19 protein-coding genes and 1 pseudogene are annotated in these 17,127 nt (G+C 34.9%); 9 read left to right on the top strand and 11 right to left on the bottom strand.

All coding sequences use genetic code 11. The features are described from left to right. Positions 1 to 183: pseudogene (locus tag ACJMLO_RS09695) on the top strand (hypothetical protein); the annotation flags it as partial. Further along, the gene (locus ACJMLO_RS09700; protein WP_405296277.1) at positions 170 to 1,021 is read left to right on the top strand and encodes a hypothetical protein; all 852 of its coding nucleotides are present in this window, start codon (positions 170 to 172) and stop codon (positions 1,019 to 1,021) included. The pseudogene ACJMLO_RS09695 and the gene ACJMLO_RS09700, both read left to right, overlap by 14 nt. On the opposite strand, the gene ACJMLO_RS09705 is transcribed toward ACJMLO_RS09700, so the two are convergent. From ACJMLO_RS09705 to ACJMLO_RS09720, 4 genes are read right to left on the bottom strand one after another with little or no spacing between them, the layout of a single operon-like run. Then, positions 1,018 to 2,283, bottom strand: a complete 1,266-nt coding sequence (locus ACJMLO_RS09705) for a magnesium transporter (RefSeq protein ID WP_405296279.1) — start codon at positions 2,281 to 2,283, stop codon at positions 1,018 to 1,020. The genes ACJMLO_RS09700 and ACJMLO_RS09705 overlap by 4 nt on opposite strands. A gap of 34 nt (positions 2,284 to 2,317) precedes the next feature. Next, a complete protein-coding gene (locus ACJMLO_RS09710) occupies positions 2,318 to 2,917 on the bottom strand; it encodes a potassium channel family protein (protein WP_405296281.1) in 600 nt (199 codons plus the stop codon). 11 nt (positions 2,918 to 2,928) lie between these two features. Next, complete coding sequence (gene cobJ / locus ACJMLO_RS09715) at positions 2,929 to 4,002, bottom strand: precorrin-3B C(17)-methyltransferase (RefSeq protein WP_405296283.1); 1,074 nt, start codon at positions 4,000 to 4,002, stop codon at positions 2,929 to 2,931. Between the two features lie 7 nt (positions 4,003 to 4,009). Beyond that, positions 4,010 to 4,507, bottom strand: a complete 498-nt coding sequence (locus ACJMLO_RS09720) for a hypothetical protein (RefSeq protein WP_405296285.1) — start codon at positions 4,505 to 4,507, stop codon at positions 4,010 to 4,012. A gap of 148 nt (positions 4,508 to 4,655) precedes the next feature. Here ACJMLO_RS09720 and ACJMLO_RS09725 point away from each other — a divergent pair, with 148 nt between their 5' ends. Continuing rightward, positions 4,656 to 6,353: a DNA-directed DNA polymerase II small subunit gene (locus tag ACJMLO_RS09725; RefSeq protein ID WP_405296287.1), complete on the top strand. Its 1,698-nt coding sequence runs from the start codon at positions 4,656 to 4,658 to the stop codon at positions 6,351 to 6,353. A 12-nt stretch (positions 6,354 to 6,365) separates the two neighbouring features. Next, on the top strand, positions 6,366 to 6,941 hold the full coding sequence (locus ACJMLO_RS09730) for a class II aldolase/adducin family protein (protein WP_405296289.1): 576 nt from the start codon (positions 6,366 to 6,368) through the stop codon (positions 6,939 to 6,941). Here the strand turns inward: ACJMLO_RS09730 and ACJMLO_RS09735 are convergent. Beyond that, positions 6,938 to 7,105 (bottom strand): ribbon-helix-helix domain-containing protein, encoded by a 168-nt coding sequence (locus ACJMLO_RS09735; protein WP_405296291.1) that lies wholly within the window; start codon positions 7,103 to 7,105, stop codon positions 6,938 to 6,940. The genes ACJMLO_RS09730 and ACJMLO_RS09735 overlap by 4 nt on opposite strands. Before the next feature lie 146 nt (positions 7,106 to 7,251). Here ACJMLO_RS09735 and ACJMLO_RS09740 point away from each other — a divergent pair, with 146 nt between their 5' ends. Beyond that, a complete protein-coding gene (locus ACJMLO_RS09740; protein WP_405296293.1) occupies positions 7,252 to 7,500 on the top strand; it encodes a UPF0147 family protein in 249 nt (82 codons plus the stop codon). A 22-nt stretch (positions 7,501 to 7,522) separates the two neighbouring features. Here ACJMLO_RS09740 and ACJMLO_RS09745 read toward each other — a convergent pair whose 3' ends face one another. Next, positions 7,523 to 8,536: a cobalt-precorrin 5A hydrolase gene (locus ACJMLO_RS09745; RefSeq protein ID WP_405296294.1), complete on the bottom strand. Its 1,014-nt coding sequence runs from the start codon at positions 8,534 to 8,536 to the stop codon at positions 7,523 to 7,525. After that, a complete protein-coding gene (locus ACJMLO_RS09750; RefSeq protein WP_405296297.1) occupies positions 8,533 to 9,558 on the bottom strand; it encodes a cobalamin biosynthesis protein in 1,026 nt (341 codons plus the stop codon). The genes ACJMLO_RS09745 and ACJMLO_RS09750 overlap by 4 nt, the downstream gene beginning before the upstream one ends. A gap of 64 nt (positions 9,559 to 9,622) precedes the next feature. On the opposite strand from ACJMLO_RS09750, the gene ACJMLO_RS09755 reads away from it, so the two are divergent. Together ACJMLO_RS09755 and ACJMLO_RS09760 are read left to right on the top strand one after the other, a co-directional pair. Further along, a complete protein-coding gene (locus tag ACJMLO_RS09755) occupies positions 9,623 to 10,105 on the top strand; it encodes a DUF2299 domain-containing protein (RefSeq protein WP_405296299.1) in 483 nt (160 codons plus the stop codon). Between the two features lie 637 nt (positions 10,106 to 10,742). Next, the gene (locus ACJMLO_RS09760) at positions 10,743 to 11,909 is read left to right on the top strand and encodes an orc1/cdc6 family replication initiation protein (RefSeq protein ID WP_405296302.1); all 1,167 of its coding nucleotides are present in this window, start codon (positions 10,743 to 10,745) and stop codon (positions 11,907 to 11,909) included. On the opposite strand, the gene pyrB is transcribed toward ACJMLO_RS09760, so the two are convergent. From pyrB to hisG, 3 genes are read right to left on the bottom strand one after another with little or no spacing between them, the layout of a single operon-like run. Then, a complete protein-coding gene (gene pyrB, locus ACJMLO_RS09765) occupies positions 11,902 to 12,828 on the bottom strand; it encodes an aspartate carbamoyltransferase (protein WP_405296305.1) in 927 nt (308 codons plus the stop codon). The genes ACJMLO_RS09760 and pyrB overlap by 8 nt on opposite strands. After that, positions 12,829 to 13,326, bottom strand: coding sequence for a flavodoxin domain-containing protein (locus ACJMLO_RS09770; RefSeq protein ID WP_405296308.1), 498 nt, complete (start codon positions 13,324 to 13,326; stop codon positions 12,829 to 12,831). After that, a complete protein-coding gene (gene hisG, locus ACJMLO_RS09775; RefSeq protein ID WP_405296310.1) occupies positions 13,323 to 14,183 on the bottom strand; it encodes an ATP phosphoribosyltransferase in 861 nt (286 codons plus the stop codon). The genes ACJMLO_RS09770 and hisG overlap by 4 nt, the downstream gene beginning before the upstream one ends. A 240-nt stretch (positions 14,184 to 14,423) precedes the next feature. On the opposite strand from hisG, the gene ACJMLO_RS09780 reads away from it, so the two are divergent. Beyond that, positions 14,424 to 14,630, top strand: coding sequence for a histone family protein (locus ACJMLO_RS09780; protein ID WP_405296313.1), 207 nt, complete (start codon positions 14,424 to 14,426; stop codon positions 14,628 to 14,630). A gap of 42 nt (positions 14,631 to 14,672) precedes the next feature. Continuing rightward, positions 14,673 to 15,974 carry an amidohydrolase family protein gene (locus tag ACJMLO_RS09785; RefSeq protein WP_405296314.1) on the top strand — a complete coding sequence of 434 codons (1,302 nt, stop codon included), beginning with the start codon at positions 14,673 to 14,675 and terminating at the stop codon, positions 15,972 to 15,974. Here ACJMLO_RS09785 and ACJMLO_RS09790 read toward each other — a convergent pair. Continuing rightward, positions 15,967 to 17,127, bottom strand: a 1,161-nt coding sequence (locus tag ACJMLO_RS09790; RefSeq protein WP_405296317.1) for an FAD-binding protein, incomplete at its 5' end; no start/stop codon positions are given. The two genes, ACJMLO_RS09785 and ACJMLO_RS09790, sit on opposite strands and share 8 nt — an antisense overlap.

The following is a 17,127-nucleotide window of genomic DNA, read 5'->3' on the forward strand; positions in this document are numbered from 1 at the left end:
GGTATGGAAGTATTTATACAAACTCACACTCCACTTGGAAATGAATCCCTGTCGTGTTCTGATCATGTAGTATTTGCAGACCACTACAACGGCGAGAAAATAGATCCAAATGACTGGAACAGCCTGATTTTGGATTCGTCCCACAGAAAAAAATATGGGTTGGATGGAAATGAAAGTTATTGAAATTGGAATAATCCTAATAGTAATCCTTGTAATCTTTGGCGCAATTTTAAATTCAGTTGAAAACACCACCGAAAAGATTGTTAAAAAAACCGAAACAAACAATATGGAAAAATTTACATCTGAAGTGATTGACAATCTAATCAACAATCCCGGAGTGCCTGATAATTGGAACGAATACGGCAAGGGCACCCCTGGCCTTGCAATCGTTAATGACGGCGGCCAGTGTGTTGCAAACAGCGTCAGTTATGCCAAACTGATTGCCCTTGGAAATGACTACAAAAAATTGGTATATGAGAAACTTTTCAATTCGAAAATCCACACGTCAATGGAACTGCAGCCCCAAAAGAGCAGCATTTCAAATGTAAAAATCGGTGAGGATGAAACCGGAGACACGATATTTTCCATTACAAGAATGGTTAAATGCGACTTCTACAAAAGCTATGCACTTAACGATTTCGAAATTCCCGGAAAATGCAATAAGAATCATGACCAGAACAAATACAGCTGCAGTTACTTCAAAGTATTTCCGGTAAATCTGAAAAAGTCCGATTACTACATATTAATCGACAATACCGAAAAATACGATTTGTCCTACATCATAGACACTACAAGAGTCGTCAAGCAAAAAGACTGGCAAACCGCAACCAGCGATTCTATTCATCTAAATGATGAGATTGATTTCTATGATGACAGCAGTGCAGTGGTTTTTGTTCATCTCGATAAGGCCCATCCAAAGGCTCTGCTCGTTTGTGTTCCCAAAGATTTTGACAAAAGCTTACTGGATTACGACTACTTTAAAACCAACGAATGCAAATTTATTTTGAGGGCATGGTACTAGATTAAAACACCCAATAAAAGCAGGGATACTGAAATCAATATCAGGCTTGATATTGAATCGGTAATGCTGGTTGAAATTGGAATTACAATATTGTCCGGATCTAAATTGTTGTTATATGAAGTTACTGAAACATAATAAACGATGAATACCATCACTGTAACCAAAATGACTCCGGACAGTGTTGATATTTCAACTATCTTGTCAAATCCAACACCGACAAGTCCCAAGGCATAAGATGAGCCTTCGGCTAAAAGACCTATTAGCGGGAAAACTATAAGAGCTAAAATAAAGCTGATTATAAAGTTGTGTATTGCTTCGCCTTCTGGCTTTTTGAACGGTTCTACCAAACCGGAGTGAAGTCCTGATGATAATCTGGCTCCCAAAATACTTATAAGACTACCGCTTTCACCTGAAAATAGTGGCAGTAATGTCAATAGGCTCGGATTGGTAAGCAATGTTTCAACTGCAGAGTTTAGAATTCCTCCGGCTGCCCCGCCTAAAAATGAGCATAAAAGCAATATCGGTGTAGATTGCCTTAAAATTGTATTTGTCTCATATGACAATCTGTAGCAATAAATGAAGCTTACAGCAACTGCAATTAAAATTACGATAAGTATAATATCCTTAAAAATAATACTAAAGCTCATTTCATGCAGGATGAATACTGATGCAATAATAGCTGGAAGAGTAAACAGGTCTCCGAATGCAGCTATAATCGGACTGGTAATATTGTCCGGGTCCCATCCATGTTTAAAACTTTTGAATGAAACGATCATTGTAATAGGAAGCATAATCAAGTTTGAAATAATTCCGGCAATTACGCTAATCAGTATAAAATCAATCAAATCCATGGATGGCTGATGTAATAATATACAGAGTATTTTTGCTATTATTGCCAAAAACAATGATAAAACCAAAGTTAAAACAAAAGATGCGAAGATATTATGGTTTAACTGTTCTGAAAATTCAAATTTTGGAGATATTATACCAATGTGCAAATTGGTTGATAGCCTTGAAGCAAAGGAACCAAAAATATTTCCTCTCATGCCTATCGCTCCAGGGATAATTACCAACAGTCCCGGAAAGGCCTCTAAGAAAAAGGTCATCTTACCTAAGATAACACCGGCGCATAAATCACCAATTGCACAAATCAACAGAGCTATGAGACTTTCCTTTATTGTTGATTTGTGTTCGCCGACAAAATCAGGAAATGTTGAAAATACAGATAGTGAACTGCGAATCTTCTTCTGTTTGCCTGTCACAAATATCACTACCCATTATCATTTTTTACACTTCCTAGTCTTCGTCTTCTAATTCTTCTGGAATATCCTCTAAAGAACAGGTTGCTGCAGCCAACTTTTCAAGCAAATCTGCTCCGGCATCTGTTCCTTTTAAAATTAATGTATCATTTGCAAGCAATGTTGTATACTTGTCCGGTCCATAAATCCAGGATGAACCTCTTCTGATTGCAATTACTCGCATACCTGTACGATTTACCAACAGTAAATCGCCTAATGTATTATTCGCTAAATCTGATTTTTCATCTATGACTACTCTAACAATACTCTTATCAGATTCTTCCATAACCATCTTGAATACAGGGTGTGGTTTAAACCCAGTTATAACCAAATCAGCTAAATCCTTAGCTGCATTAGCTATACTTTCAGCAGCTTCTGCAATCTCAAGCAATGCAGTTAACTTTTCTGCATCCTCATATGATCTTGCAGCCACCAACGACTCTTTTTTGATTTCATAGTTCATGGAGTTAACTTCATTTTCCAAAGCCAAAACTTCTTCGGCCGCTGCCTTACTGTTAAACAGAATTGCAGAATAGGCCAAATCAACCATTAACTCCGACATATTTTTCATTTCTATTAAAAGATTTTTGATTGACAATTCAAATTCCCCTAAAGATCATTTGGATCAGTTTTTAATAAACATGCTTTTCTAAGCTTCAATAAAGTTTTTTTCTTGGCTTTCAAATCTTCAACCTCTTCAAGGATATTTTCCAAAGGTTCTCTTATGTATTCAACGGTCTGCTTTTCATGCAGCCAGTTGCAGTTTGCACAGTTCCATACGCCTTTGCCCTTAATCCATTCTCCTCCTGTTGAAGAATCTCCACATGGATAAAACGGACAGTAACAGAAATCACAGTACTGGCCATCCCAGTGACAAGGGTAGAATTCACATTCCCTGTTTGGTCCATGGGCAACTTCGCCATTTAAAAGTTTTTCATAATGATTTTGTGATAACGGATGTATCTTTGACCTTATAACATACCCTCTTGGTGTTATTAGCTTATCATCCTGAACGTAGGTAATGTCATTTCCCACTATCAAAGTGCATGACATGTTGACAATGTCTTCTGTTAAATCCTTAACCTTAACGATTGTAGTTCTTGGAGGCTCATAAGTACTATCAATAATGCCTATTAATGCATCTTCACCCTTAATGTCCAAAACACATTGCTTGAACCTTCTGAATGGTTCCTTACGTGTTTTGCTTATAGGATTGTATATTGCAATTATTAAATTGGCTTCAAGGGCATATCTTAACTTCTTTTCTATTTCTGACAATGGAGTTAAAATATTGCTCAAGCTTATTGCTGCAAAATCATGCAATGGAGCACCCAAATGGCTTGATGCATAATTTAAAGCGGATACCCCAGGATAAACCTTAATTTCAACATCGTCATATTTGCTGACTATCTGATATAGGACATTTGCCATTCCAAAGACTCCAGGGTCTCCGGAACTAATCAATGAAACGGTCTGACCTTCCTGACTTTTTTTGATAGCAAATTCAGCTCTGGCTATCTCATCGCCCATTCCCTTTTTAACGACTTCCTTGCCTTCAATCAAATCTTCGATTTGGTCAATGTATTTTTTATAACCAATAACAACATCGGATTCTTCAATAGCTTTGAGGGCTCCCAAAGTCATGTTTTCTCTATTTTGACCAATTCCTATAACATTAATCATAATATCACTAGTACAATTTTAAAATTGAGGTTATTGCAATTGAATTCTCATCAACCATCAATCCGTTTTCCTTGTAGCTCGCTTGCGCTGTTGCTATTACCTTATAGGACGGATCCTGACTGATAACGATTTGTCCTGAAGTTGAATTTGGAGAAGCATAACCTAAAGCTTCAATATTTACTGTGAAATTCTTGTTGTCTGTATCCTCTAAAGTTGTTATATTCATTGAATCGACATTTACTCCATCAACCTGCGATAGCGTCTCCATTTTAAGACCCACGTCTTTTTTGTTTGTAATGTTGACTGGAGTAGGATCCTTAATCAAAGCCTCGTTTACTTTTTCGGGACTAAAGAAATCCTGGATTTTTGTAATCTGCATATCTATCAGTCCCTGAATATTCGGAGCTTCAGCTGTAACAATAGTATATGAGCTAAAAAGACCCAATTCGAAAAATACAACAAATAATACTATAATCAAAACAATTTTAAGTATCTTATTCGCCATTTTATCACAATCATGAAATCCTTTTAATTTATCATTATATAATATGTTTAATTTTATGATTAGTTATAAATAAATATAACTCAAAATCAATATTGATTCTAAAAATTCTCAAAGTATATTAATGTCAAAAAATAAATTTTTTATCAATATGTCAACTAATAAAATTCTATTAAAATTTGCAAAAAAAGGAATAAACCTATCACCAGAAGCTTACGATAAAGTTGTTAATGCAGAAAACCCTTTAAATTTTGCATCTACCTTAATAGTTAAATTAAAAAGTGATAAGTTTACCTCAAAGGACCTTGTTTCGGTTAGTGGTGAAACTATCGATGAAATCTTGGGCAATAAAACAGCCCCTCAAAGCGATAATCAGGACACTTTAATAAAGGATAAAGAACCTGAAACTAAAAAGAAAGTTGATAAAACACCACAGATAAGTGAAAATGAAAAAAAGAAAAGTCAGAATACTTCAAAAGTTGAACCGACTAAAAAGCCCACTTCAATTGAAAACCTCAAAAAGGATAGTGACAAGCCTGAAGCCTATGTCAATGAAGCAATCAAAGAGGCTTCCGAAACTATCAGGGATACAAAAATAAAGTTCAAAAGAAATGAGCAAAAAACCAATGTCGAATATGATTTTGAAATTATTCAGGATACAAGCAAAAAATCATACACAAGCGGAGAGCTTGAAAACCTGATAGCCTATTTTAAAAGCAGATACGAAAAATTGGCCAATATCCTGTCTAAAAGACCTGATCTTAAGAATTACACTAAAATTGCAGACATTGACGAATCGCAGGATAGCTTAAGCATGATTTTAATGGTCAAGGAAATCAGGTCCAGTAAAAATGGACATAAGCTTATTGAATTTGAAGATGATACCGGTTCAATGACTGTTCTATTCTCAAACAAGAATGATGAATTATTTAATGAGGCTGAAAAGCTTGTAAGAGATGAGGTTGTTGGTGTTATAGCAAACAAAAGCGATGACCCTCATTTTGCCTTTGGCCAACAGATTATAAAGCCTGGCGTTTTAAGAATTCCCGAAAAAAAGATGGACTTCGGTATAGTATTTTTGTCTGACGTTCACATTGGAAGCCTGACATTTCTAGAAGACGCATTCCAAAGATTTATCGATTGGATCAACTGTGAATATGGGGATGAAGATCAAAGAAGAGTTGCTGAAGACGTTAAGTACCTTATCATTGGTGGAGATATAGTGGACGGTATCGGCGTATATCCAAATCAGGATAAGGAACTTGCAATCAAGGACATTACCGAACAGTACAACGAAGCCGCCAGATTTTTGGGAAACATAAGAAGTGACATCAAAATCATCATCGCCCCAGGAAACCACGATGCATCAAGAGTGGCGGAACCTCAGCCTGCAGTTCCTGAAGAATACGCAAAGGCGTTGTACGAACTTGACAATGTAGAATTCATATCAAATCCTGGTGTGGTTTCCCTGGATGGAATAAACGTTTTAATCTATCACGGACGCAGTTTTGACGACCTGGTAATGGCTGTAAAAGATTTTGAATATGAAAAGAGTGATGTTATAATGGAAGAATTGCTACAAAAAAGACATTTGGCACCAATATATGGTGAAAGAACTCCACTGGCTTCAGAACTTGAAGACTATCTTGTCATTGATGAAGTTCCGGATGTCTTCCATACAGGACATATCCACATTAACAGCTACAGAAAATACAAGGGAATTCATCTAATCAATTCCGGAACATTCCAGACTCAAACTGAGTTCCAGAAAATATATAACATTAATCCAACCCCTGCTGAAGTCCCTATTCTTCACAAGGGAAAGTATAAACATTACAAATTCTTATAAAGAGGTTATTTAATGAAAAAAAATATCGCTGAAATTATATCCGTTTCAAATGAAATCTACAACAAGGGTCTGGTTTCGGGTAAGGCCGGAAACATAAGTGCAAAATTTGGAGAAGTGGTTGGCATTACTCCTACTTTAAAGTCCTTATCAAATTTAAGTCAAAAAGACATTGTTTTAGTTAATATGGATGGAGAAGTTTTAACAAAGGGAAAACCTTCATCCGAAGTCAATATGCATTTGGAAATCTACAAAAAGAGGCCTGATGTAAAGGCAATCGTTCATACTCATTCACCATATGCAACAGGATTTTCCTTTTCCGATAAAAGACTCAAAAGACTTGAAGGTTTTGGTGCAATAAAAAAACCTTACCTATCTTCAATAGATTATGAAAAGCCTGGAAGCGATGAGCTTGCAAAAAGCGCTAGTGAAGGTCTCGGCGATGAGGATGTACTGGTTTTAAAAAATCATGGTGTGATTTGCGTCGCTGACGGTTTAAAAGAAGCAATGTCCCTTGCAGTGTTCGTTGAAGAGACTGCAAAAACACAATTTATAACTTTAATGTTAAATTCAGTTGAAGATGATGATTAATCTTCATCTGAAATAACATCTGCTTTGTTTCTACTTTTCATTCCTTCTTCAATCATCTTTATGATTAATCCGGATAATGAAGTTTCTTCATCAATAGCAATTTTCTTTAGTTCTTTTTTTAAATCTTTTGGTAAGTTTATTGTAGTTTTGCTTATATCTGACATGTATAATAATTTTGTTTAATTTAATATAAATTTTTCTACCGAAAATTTTTTTTCTTTACCAAAAAGTATTTAAATTATTTAAGAACAAATATTTATCTAATAGTTATTTTTACTTATTTTAATTATTATATTTTGGAGGGAGTATAATGAGTAATGAAGCAATTGACGAAGTATGTGAAATTCTTAACTATATTTCAGATAACAATACTGTTCCTCGTAATATTAGAGAAGCAGCTAGCCAGTCTAGTGACTTATTAAAAGATGATGAACAGGATCAGTCTGTAAGAATCAGTACTGTTTTAGGAAAATTGGATGAAATCAGTAATGATCCTAATATTCCAGTGCACGCAAGAACTTTAATTTGGGAAGTTCTATCTAAATTAGAAGCTATCTAATTTAGTATTTTACTATTTTTTATTAATTTGAAATAGCTATAGCTATTGTAACACCATCATAAGAAGTTTTTTTATAAATCAACCTTGAATCAAAACCTGCCATTATCAGCGCTGAAGGTTCACACACACCATAAATTCCAAATTTTGATTTTACGAACTCTGATTTTGAAATGTCATTTGACTCGAATAACTTCAATTTGTCAATTTCAACAAAACTAACAGGTATATTCAACTTATTGGACAATTCTAAAATGCCTTTTTCATCTTTTTTTATTTCAGCAGATGCAAACATGTTTACTCTAGAAATCAGAATATTCAAGTCTTTCAATGACTTTTTAACACCATCATAAATGTATCTGCATTCCTTATCTCGTCTGCATCCGATTCCTACAACTATTTTTTTCTCTTTCAAAATCATTTCATGCTCATCAAGAGAAACCAGTATTTCATCAATATTCATTTTTGAAGAATAGTAAATTGAAACATTGATTTCAAGTGTAACATTATTCAAATAATCAAACAAATACTCGAAATTCTTGTTAGGATTGACGGTAAGTGAAATCTCACGGCCTTCAAGAATTGCCTTATTGAAGTATAGAATCTCTTTAGGATTATCAATCGCCAAATACAAATCACGTGCCAGAACATCTATTCCCAGCTTCCTGTTTACATCAGTGGATGTTGTAATGACAGATGTTGCGTCAATCAAAGCGGCAATCTTGTTTGTAAGTTCATTCGCTCCGCCCAAATGACCGGATAATGTTGAAATAACAAATCTCCCATTGTCATCAATGTTTAAAACGGCAGGGTCTGTGACCTTCGATTTGATCAAACCGGCAATGGATCTTATCAAAATGCCTGATGCCATAATTGCTATTATACCATCATATTCACTGAATAACAATGGAAAATACTTTTTGACATTTTTATGATATAAGTCACATCGTATTATTGTTGAGTCCAAATCCAATTTTTCCTTTAAGTCGATTGCCAATTCTTGACCCTTATTTGATACCGAAATTATTGCCAGTCTCATAATATCACATAAATTAATGTAAACAATAAAATAACTGCTGCTGTAAATAAGATCATTGTTAATCTGGACAGCTTAACAGCTTCTGTAATGTCATCTCTGGTGATACTTTTGTTGTCATCACCTAAAATATATGTCCCCTTTTTAACCAGTTGTATGTTCAATGCCCCTGCTGTTGTTGCCATTGTGTATCCAGAATTTGGAGACGGACATTTTCTTGCATCCCTCAACATTATTTTAAATGCATTCTTTCCGTCCAGTCTAAGCAGATATGCAGAAATAACAACAAAAATCCCTGCAATTCTTGAGGGAATGTAGTTCAAAACATCATCTATTTTTGCCGGAAGAAAGCCGATGTCCTTCAGCTCATCTGTGGTATATCCAAGCATCGCATCCATAGTGTTTGAAATTCTGTAAAACATTGGAATCAAAAGCAGATAGAATATGCAGTCGTTAATGGGATGTATTAACATTACTGCTGCAAAAATCATGTAATAAAACACAGGTGCAACATATGAATCTGTTATGTTTTCTGTCAAGCTTTCTATTGCAGCTGAAACGATGAAAGATTCGCTAAGCTCATCAGTGTCACGGCTTACAAGATAAGATACAAGCTGTCTGGCCTTTTCGATGTTTTCATCAAGTGCACTCTTTACATCAGTGGCTGTCTGAAGAAGCATGTTGACAGAAAATGTTGATGACAAAAGTATTGTAAATACAATAACTAATAAAACAAAATTAAGAGATGAAATAATATAAATAATATATAAAATGATATAGACTGTTAAATAAACACAAACAACAACAAACAGTCCTGACAGTCTGTTTTTAATCCCAATGAATTGTCTTTTAAAAAAATCGATGATATTTCCGATAACTACTACAGGATGTATTCGTGTCGGAAGTTCACCGAAGATGAGATCAATTCCAAGTGAAATCAAAAGTGCAAATATAATAACAATAAATAACTCAAATGAAACAATACTGCCTATTTTGGCATTTATTAAATTATTATATTCAATCATAGTTTAATTTATATAATTAAAAAATAAATAATTTATTATAAATTTTTTTAAAAAAGATGATATTATGAACATTGAAGAAAATGTAAAACAATGGTTATCTGATGAGGATTTGATGCGAGAAGTAAAATATGACGAAAATGCTGATTTTCACTTTATTGTTGAATTTCCAAAGGATAATATAATGGACGTTGTTAAGCCTGAAGGCAAAGACTGCATTATTGTTGCCTGCGCTACCCAGGTTGCTCCTCAGCATCTGGATTTGATGAAACAGGCCGATGGCAAAACCAGAAAGGAATTTCTTATGGATTTGAACTTTGGATTGAATAACTTTTTGGTTGACTTTGAGCTTCAGGTTGCACAGGATATTTTGCAGCAGTTTGTCATCACAGATCAAATTTTTGAAGATGGTTTAACCAAAAATGAATTGATTAGAACTCTTAAACGTGTATTCAAATCAAAATTACATTGCATATGGTTGATTGACGAGAAATTCGGTACTCTTCAAATTAATGTCACTCCCTCAAATGAAAACGACATGTTCATTTAGAGAGGGAGGGATGTATTTCAAGTGTAAGCATTTCGTTGATATATTAGGACTGAAGGGGTATGTTTCAACTGTAACACTTGAAATTTATCTTTAATTATATCGGTTATTTTTTGATTTAATTTAATAAGATGTCTTTTGTTTAATTAAAAAAGCATTTTTCCATTTTTTTTACACTTGAAATCAACCCCTTGATTTTTGGCTTTCGGGTAAAATAGATTACACTTGAAATGTACCTCCCTGTCTTTGTGATGAATCATGATAATATTTTCAAAATCATATACCGTTCGGCGATTTAGGGTATTTCGATTTGTATTTTCACCATATATTTACACTTGAAATTGATATCTTATATTTGAAATAATACTTTTTCATATTTAAGTAAATCATTTATATAATCGATAATATTTTAATTTAGAGTTATTTTAAAGTTGATAAATTAATTTTATATTATTTTTATCGATTATTTTTTAATTTAAACGTTTTTAAATTATTTAAATTTTTCAAAATTTTTAAAGTTAATACAATTTCTTCATTATGGTAATAAAAAACTTTATTTATCAGGTATATTATATTATTAACACTGGAAATTATACTCAATACAATTTTGATTTAATCATATAATTTTTAAGGTGATAATATGGCAAATATTTTTGAAGATGAAGAGCTATTTACAAAGCGACGAAAGAATTTGATATTTAAGGATAAAAAACCACTGGATCACAGATTTTTGCCTGAAAAGTTGGTTCACAGGGATGAACAGATAAAAGAAATTGCAAAAAATTGGGTGGATGTCCTGGATAATGTCACTCCTTCAAACGTGACATTGTATGGTAAGACAGGAACAGGAAAGACTGCAGCTTCCAAATTTGCACGTGAACAGCTTATTGAAGTGGCATGCAATGAAAGCATTTTTGTCAAAATAGAATATATCAGATGTACAGATTACACTACAGAATATCAGGTATTGGCTGAGCTTTGTAATAGACTTGGACGTGATGTTCCTAGCCGTGGATGGACCAAGGCGGAAGTTGTCAATGCTTTCAGAAGTCTGTTTAGAACCAACGCCTTCGGTAAAAAGTTGCATCTAATCGTTATTTTGGATGAAATCGATATTTTGCTTGATAAAGATGGGGATGGAATATTATACACATTAACAAGAACAGACAATGTTGCCGTTTTATCAATCAGTAATTATTTGGACTTTAAAAATTTAATTAAATCAAGAGTAACCAGCAGTTTGAATGATAAGGAAATTGTATTCCCTCCTTATGGTGCTGATCAGTTGTCTGATATACTCTCCGAAAGGGCCGAACTGTCCTTTAACGAGGGAGTTCTTGATAGTGATGTGATTCCATTGTGTTCAGCAATGGCTGCAAAAGAGGAAGGCGATGCAAGATATGCATTGGACCTGCTTAAGAATGCAGGTGAACTCGCCTTTGATGAAGCTTCCAAAAAGGTCACAAGCGACCATGTAAAAAGAGCCAAGGATAGAATTGAACACAATAAGGTTAGTGAAATCCTCTCAACATTGCCGCTTCAACAGCAAAGGCTTTTGGAAGCCATTTTAAATTTAACAAAGCAGAAAGAGGAAATCACATCAGGTAAACTTTACGAAGCTTACACAGACATTTCCAAAAAGGATGCAGTCACATACAGAAGAATATTTGATTTCATCAACGAACTTGAATTGCTCGGTATCATTTCCACCAATACCGTATCACGCGGACGTGGAAAAGGTAGGACCAACATAATTAAACTTCAATGTGATGAAACTTTACTTGAAACAGCCATATATACTATTTAGGGTTGTTTTTAATTAAGGTTTTTAGGATCGCCATCCTTACAGGCACTGCATTTGCTGCTTGGGTGAAATATTTGTTGAATTTTGTATCGTCAACATCTGTGGATATTTCATCGATTCTTGGCAGTGGATGCATTACAATCAATTCTTTTCCTTCCAGCATATTTTTATTGATGATATAGGCACCCTTGATTTTTATATAGTCATCGATATCTACAAAACGTTCTTTTTGAATTCTGGTTACATATAAAACATCAACATCGTCTAATATTTCTTCAATGCTGTTCACTTCAACATATTCCACATTAGTTTTGTTCAAATCAAGAAGAATCTCCTGAGGCATTCTCAACTCAGGCGGTGATACGAGATAAATTTTGATGTTATTGAACAGACCCAGTGCATTTGATAGGGAATGTACAGTACGTCCGAATTTCAAATCACCTATTAATGCTATTTTCAAGTTGTCAATTGATCCAATTTCATTTTTGATTGTATATAAATCGAGCAATGTTTGTGTTGGATGCTGTCCGGCTCCGTCACCTGCATTGATTACCGGAACGTCAACGATATCGGAAATGAATTTTGATACTCCTTCAAGCTCATGTCTGATTACCAATGCATCGCTGTATCCCTCAAACATTTTGGCGGTATCTGCAATGCTTTCGCCTTTGGAAACTGAACTGGATCCGCTGCTGTCAAAACCTATACATCCTCCGCCTAAACGTTTCATGGCGGTTTCAAATGACAGTCTTGTTCTTGTAGACGGTTCGAAAAACATTAAACCTAATAATTTTCCCTTCAGTTCGTCTGAAATTTCCTTAGATTTGGCAATATCTTCTAATTTAGATGCTTCATCAAGAATATATTCAATATCCTCTCTTTCAAAGTCTTTTATGGAAATTATGTTTTTTAACCTAAACATCTAATCAATCCTTTTTTCAATCATAGTGTTAATGTAGTCAGCAAATTTGTTAATCTCGTCATGATTTAAACTTGGAAGTTCTCTGTTATTTTTTTTATATTGACTAATTAGTTTATTTATTTTTCTTTTTTCAATGTAATTTCCCTCATCCGGATTCAATTCATAACCGAAATTCGATTTGATTTTTGAGGAATTTACTATTTCTTCTGTAAATGTCTTGTTAAACCGGTCTACATCATCTTCACAGTTTAAAACAAGACCCAATGGCTTTTCCTTTAGGTTTTTTAGATTTTGTGAAATGTACAGTTTCAGTTTGTTTTGAACCTTACCGTTTATTGCTGATCCTGCAAGTATTATGAAGTTATATTTCAGAATGCATTCTGATTTGGCATTTTCGATAGGGATTAGCCGAATATCTGCATTGGTCTTACTTGCCAATGTTTCACATGATTTTTTTGTGGATTCATGTATTGTAGTGTAGAATATTCCGATTTTCATATGATTCTTTCAATCGGCACAACCAGTATGTCACGAGCGCCGGCATTTCTTAAATCATTTACTAAGCTAAATACCTGTTTTTCATCGATAACTCCCTGAACTGCAACGGTATCATGGTCTGAGAGAACTTCAGATATTGTCAGACCGCCCATTGAAGGCATGACTTCCTTGACTTTATCCAAATCTGAGGCATCGACATTCATCATAATCAGTTTTTTCCTGTCTGCATCAAGCACACCTTTTATACTTGTACTGACGGCCTCAATCAATTCCCTTTTATTTGATAGGCTTTCATGATTTGCTATGAGCTTTATGGTACTTTCAAGGATTGTGTCGATGATTTCTAGATGATTCATCTTTAATGTGGTACCGGTACTTGTTAAATCTGTAATTAAATCAGCGATACCTATGAAAGGAGCGGCTTCGGTAGATCCACTCAACTTAACAATTTTTAAGTCAAGACCCTTTTCATTCAGGTATTTTTGAGTCAAAACAGGAAATTCGGTGGCCACTTTCATATCTTCTGTAATGTCGTCTATGGAGTTGATCTGTGATTGTTCGGGAGCGGCCAATACCAGTTTTGTCTGACCGAATCTCAAGTCAAGCAGTTCGCTAACGTCGGCTTCGTTTTCTTCGATTAAATCAACACCTGTTATTCCCATATCTGCCACACCATCATTGACGAATTCTGGAATGTCTGATGCTCTTGCAAACATGACTTCAATATTCTCATTAAATGTTTTGGAAATGAGTTTACGATTGTTTTTATCGATTAATCCTAAACCAGCCTTTTCTAGGATGTTTATGGAAGGTTCACTTATTCTTCCCTTGGAAGGAATTGCAATTTTTATTTTCATTATATCTCTCGATTTTTTTTATCTCTTTATTAATATGAATTTTGTTATTAATATCTTTAATTATTAATAGTAATAATTAATAGATTTATTTTTTAAAATTTGTGATTTTTCATAACTGATTTTAGAATCATAGCTGATTTTAGCAAAATATTTAAATATTAAGATATCTTATATTGTTATTAAGCTTATTATTAATGAATTTAATAATAAGTTTTTAATCAAATTTGTGAGGTGAAAACTATGTCTGAAATACCAAAAGCTCCTATTGCAAGAATCATCAAAGAATCAGGTGCTGAAAGAGTTAGCGAAGATGCAAAAGAAGAATTAGCAGCATACTTAGAAGAAGTTGCTCGTAACGTAGCTCGTGAAGCAAACGGTGTTGCTAAAATTGCAAAACGTAAAACTGTTAAAGCAGATGATATTAAATTAGCTATCAAAAACTTATAAATAGTTTTTAGCTATTCTTTTTTTTATTTTTTAGGTGTTAATATGAATAATACTATTTTGATTAAAAACGCATTGATTTTAAACCCGAAGGATTTTGAAAACAAAAAGCAATCCTTGCTGATTAAGGACGATTTAATTGCTGAAATTTCTGATGAAATTGATGAGACAGGCATCGACAAGGTCATAGATGCGGAAGGAAAAATTTTACTTCCAGGATTTGTTAACACTCATACTCATTTATCAATGACATTATTTAGAGGTCTGGCAGACGATTTAAGTTTGGACAGCTGGCTTAATGATCATATCTGGCCAATGGAGGCAAATCTCAACGGTGATTACTGTTATATTGGTGCTCTATTAGGTGCAGTTGAGCTTATAAAGTCCGGAACCACCACATTTTCAGATATGTACTTTTACATGGAAGATGTCGCTCGTGCAGTAGAGGACAGTGGTATCAGGGCTGTTTTATCATATGGAATGATTGATTTTGGTGATGAAGATAAAAGAAAGGCTGAAATAGAAGAGAATTTGGCCTTGTATAATGCATGCAATGGCATGGCCGACGGAAGAATCAAGGTATTTTTCGGTCCGCATTCACCATATACCGCATCTGAAGAGTTGCTCGTTAAGGTTCGCCAACTGGCCGATGAACATAACATCGGAATTCATATCCACGTTTCTGAAACCCAAAAGGAAATCAATGACAGTTTGGAGGAAAAAGGATTAAGGCCATTTGAATATTTGGAAAAAATCGGCTTTTTAGGTCCCGATGTTCTCGCTGCACACTGTGTATGGCTAAGTGATGAGGAAATTGAAATAATTAAGAAACATGGCGTTAAGGTTTCACACAATCCATGCAGTAACATGAAACTGGCTTCAGGCGTTGCTCCTATATCCAAATTGATTGAAAATGACATTTGCGTTGCTATAGGTACTGATGGCGCTTCTTCAAACAATAATCTCGATTTGATTGAAGAGTTAAAAACAGCAAGCCTGCTTCAGAAGGTTTCCACACTTGATCCTAAAGTGCTCAACTCAGATGAAGCCATTGAAATGGCAACAATAAAAGGTGCTGAGGCTTTAGGCCTCGATTCAGAAATAGGATCAATTGAGGTCGGCAAAAAAGCAGACATTATTTTAATAGATACCAATGCCGCAAACATGACTCCTGACAGTTCATCTCCATCTTCCAATGTGGTCTACTCTGCAAACGGTTCTAATGTTGATACTACAATTTGCAATGGTAAAATATTAATGGAAAATAAAAAATTGACTGTTTTGGATGAGGATGAAATCTATGCCAAGGCAAAACAGGCAATAAAAGAATTAAAAGAAGCTATCTAGCTTCAAATTTTATTTCTTTTTGATTTATTACTATACTCTTTTTCCATTCGTCTTTTGTTTCGGCAAAATCACTTCTGAAGTGTGCTCCACGACTTTCTCTTCTTAATATTGCTGATTTTACAGTTAAGATACAGATTTCAACCATGTTTATTACTTCAAGAGCGGTAACAAGTTCTGTATTGTATTGCTTTTGATTTTTGACATCCAATTTATCCAAATCTTTTTGCATTTCCAGAAGTTCTTTTAGCGCTTCATTTAGGGTTTTTTCTTCACGAACGATAGCTACCTTTTCCCACATTAATGTTTTGATGTTGTTTTTAAATTCCTGCGGTTTGATGGAGCCTTTTTTAATTAGACTTTCAATTCTTGATGCTTCGGCTTCAACTGCCTCATCATTGCTTTTCAGTTCGGTATTTTTAGCGGCTTTTGAGGCGCTTTCACCTGAAATTTTACCGAATACCTGTGTATCAGCCAGAGCATTTCCTCCCAAACGGTTAGCTCCATGAACTCCACCGCAAACTTCTCCGGCTCCGAACAGATTTTTAAGGGAAGTTGAGCCATCGGTATTGATTTTAAGTCCGCCCATAAAGTGGTGAGCTGTCGGTGCCACTTCAATAGGGCCGTGCTTGATGTCTACACCGACGTTTTCAAATTGCAAAACCATTGTTTCGAGCTTTTCTTCTATGTAGTCATCATCCAGGTGTGAAATGTCAAGGTATACTCCACCGTTTTCGGTTCCCCTGCCTTCAACGATTTCCTGATAGATTGAGCGTGCAACAACGTCACGAGTGGCCAGTTCCATTTTTTCAGGGGCGTATTTGCTCATGAATCTTTCGCCTTCACTGTTTATGAGTTTTCCACCTTCTGCCCTTACGGCTTCGGTTACGAGCACTCCTTTTTTGGATTCGGGTGCCACCATTCCTGTTGGGTGGAACTGTATCTGTTCCATGTCTACTAGGTCGGCTCCGGCACGGTATGCCATTGCATAGCCGTCTCCGTTTTTCTGGAAGGTATTGGATGTTACAGGGTATAGTTGTCCAGCTCCTCCGCTTGCCAAAATAACCGCTTTTGCCTTAAAGTAAATCAGTGAAGAGTCTTTCAGATTCAGTCCGGTTGCTCCAATGACCCGGTCGTCATCGGTTACAAGAGAAGT

Source organism: Methanobrevibacter sp. (genome assembly GCF_045120835.1).
GTDB lineage: Archaea > Methanobacteriota > Methanobacteria > Methanobacteriales > Methanobacteriaceae > Methanocatella.

Bases quoted from the DNA above. Each gene is read 5' to 3' on its own strand.
- ACJMLO_RS09750 (WP_405296297.1), bottom strand. From the start codon at position 9,558: ATGATTGAATATAATAATTTAATAAATGCCAAAATAGGCAGTATTGTT.
- ACJMLO_RS09730 (WP_405296289.1), top strand. From the start codon at position 6,366: ATGAAAAAAAATATCGCTGAAATTATATCCGTTTCAAATGAAATCTAC.
- hisG (WP_405296310.1), bottom strand. From the start codon at position 14,183: ATGAAAATAAAAATTGCAATTCCTTCCAAGGGAAGAATAAGTGAACCT.
- pyrB (WP_405296305.1), bottom strand. From the start codon at position 12,828: ATGTTTAGGTTAAAAAACATAATTTCCATAAAAGACTTTGAAAGAGAG.
- ACJMLO_RS09755 (WP_405296299.1), top strand. From the start codon at position 9,623: ATGAACATTGAAGAAAATGTAAAACAATGGTTATCTGATGAGGATTTG.
- ACJMLO_RS09785 (WP_405296314.1), top strand. From the start codon at position 14,673: ATGAATAATACTATTTTGATTAAAAACGCATTGATTTTAAACCCGAAG.
- ACJMLO_RS09770 (WP_405296308.1), bottom strand. From the start codon at position 13,326: ATGAAAATCGGAATATTCTACACTACAATACATGAATCCACAAAAAAA.
- ACJMLO_RS09720 (WP_405296285.1), bottom strand. From the start codon at position 4,507: ATGGCGAATAAGATACTTAAAATTGTTTTGATTATAGTATTATTTGTT.
- ACJMLO_RS09740 (WP_405296293.1), top strand. From the start codon at position 7,252: ATGAGTAATGAAGCAATTGACGAAGTATGTGAAATTCTTAACTATATT.
- ACJMLO_RS09780 (WP_405296313.1), top strand. From the start codon at position 14,424: ATGTCTGAAATACCAAAAGCTCCTATTGCAAGAATCATCAAAGAATCA.
- cobJ (WP_405296283.1), bottom strand. From the start codon at position 4,002: ATGATTAATGTTATAGGAATTGGTCAAAATAGAGAAAACATGACTTTG.
- ACJMLO_RS09735 (WP_405296291.1), bottom strand. From the start codon at position 7,105: ATGTCAGATATAAGCAAAACTACAATAAACTTACCAAAAGATTTAAAA.
- ACJMLO_RS09700 (WP_405296277.1), top strand. From the start codon at position 170: ATGAAAGTTATTGAAATTGGAATAATCCTAATAGTAATCCTTGTAATC.
- ACJMLO_RS09760 (WP_405296302.1), top strand. From the start codon at position 10,743: ATGGCAAATATTTTTGAAGATGAAGAGCTATTTACAAAGCGACGAAAG.
- ACJMLO_RS09745 (WP_405296294.1), bottom strand. From the start codon at position 8,536: ATGAGACTGGCAATAATTTCGGTATCAAATAAGGGTCAAGAATTGGCA.
- ACJMLO_RS09725 (WP_405296287.1), top strand. From the start codon at position 4,656: ATGTCAACTAATAAAATTCTATTAAAATTTGCAAAAAAAGGAATAAAC.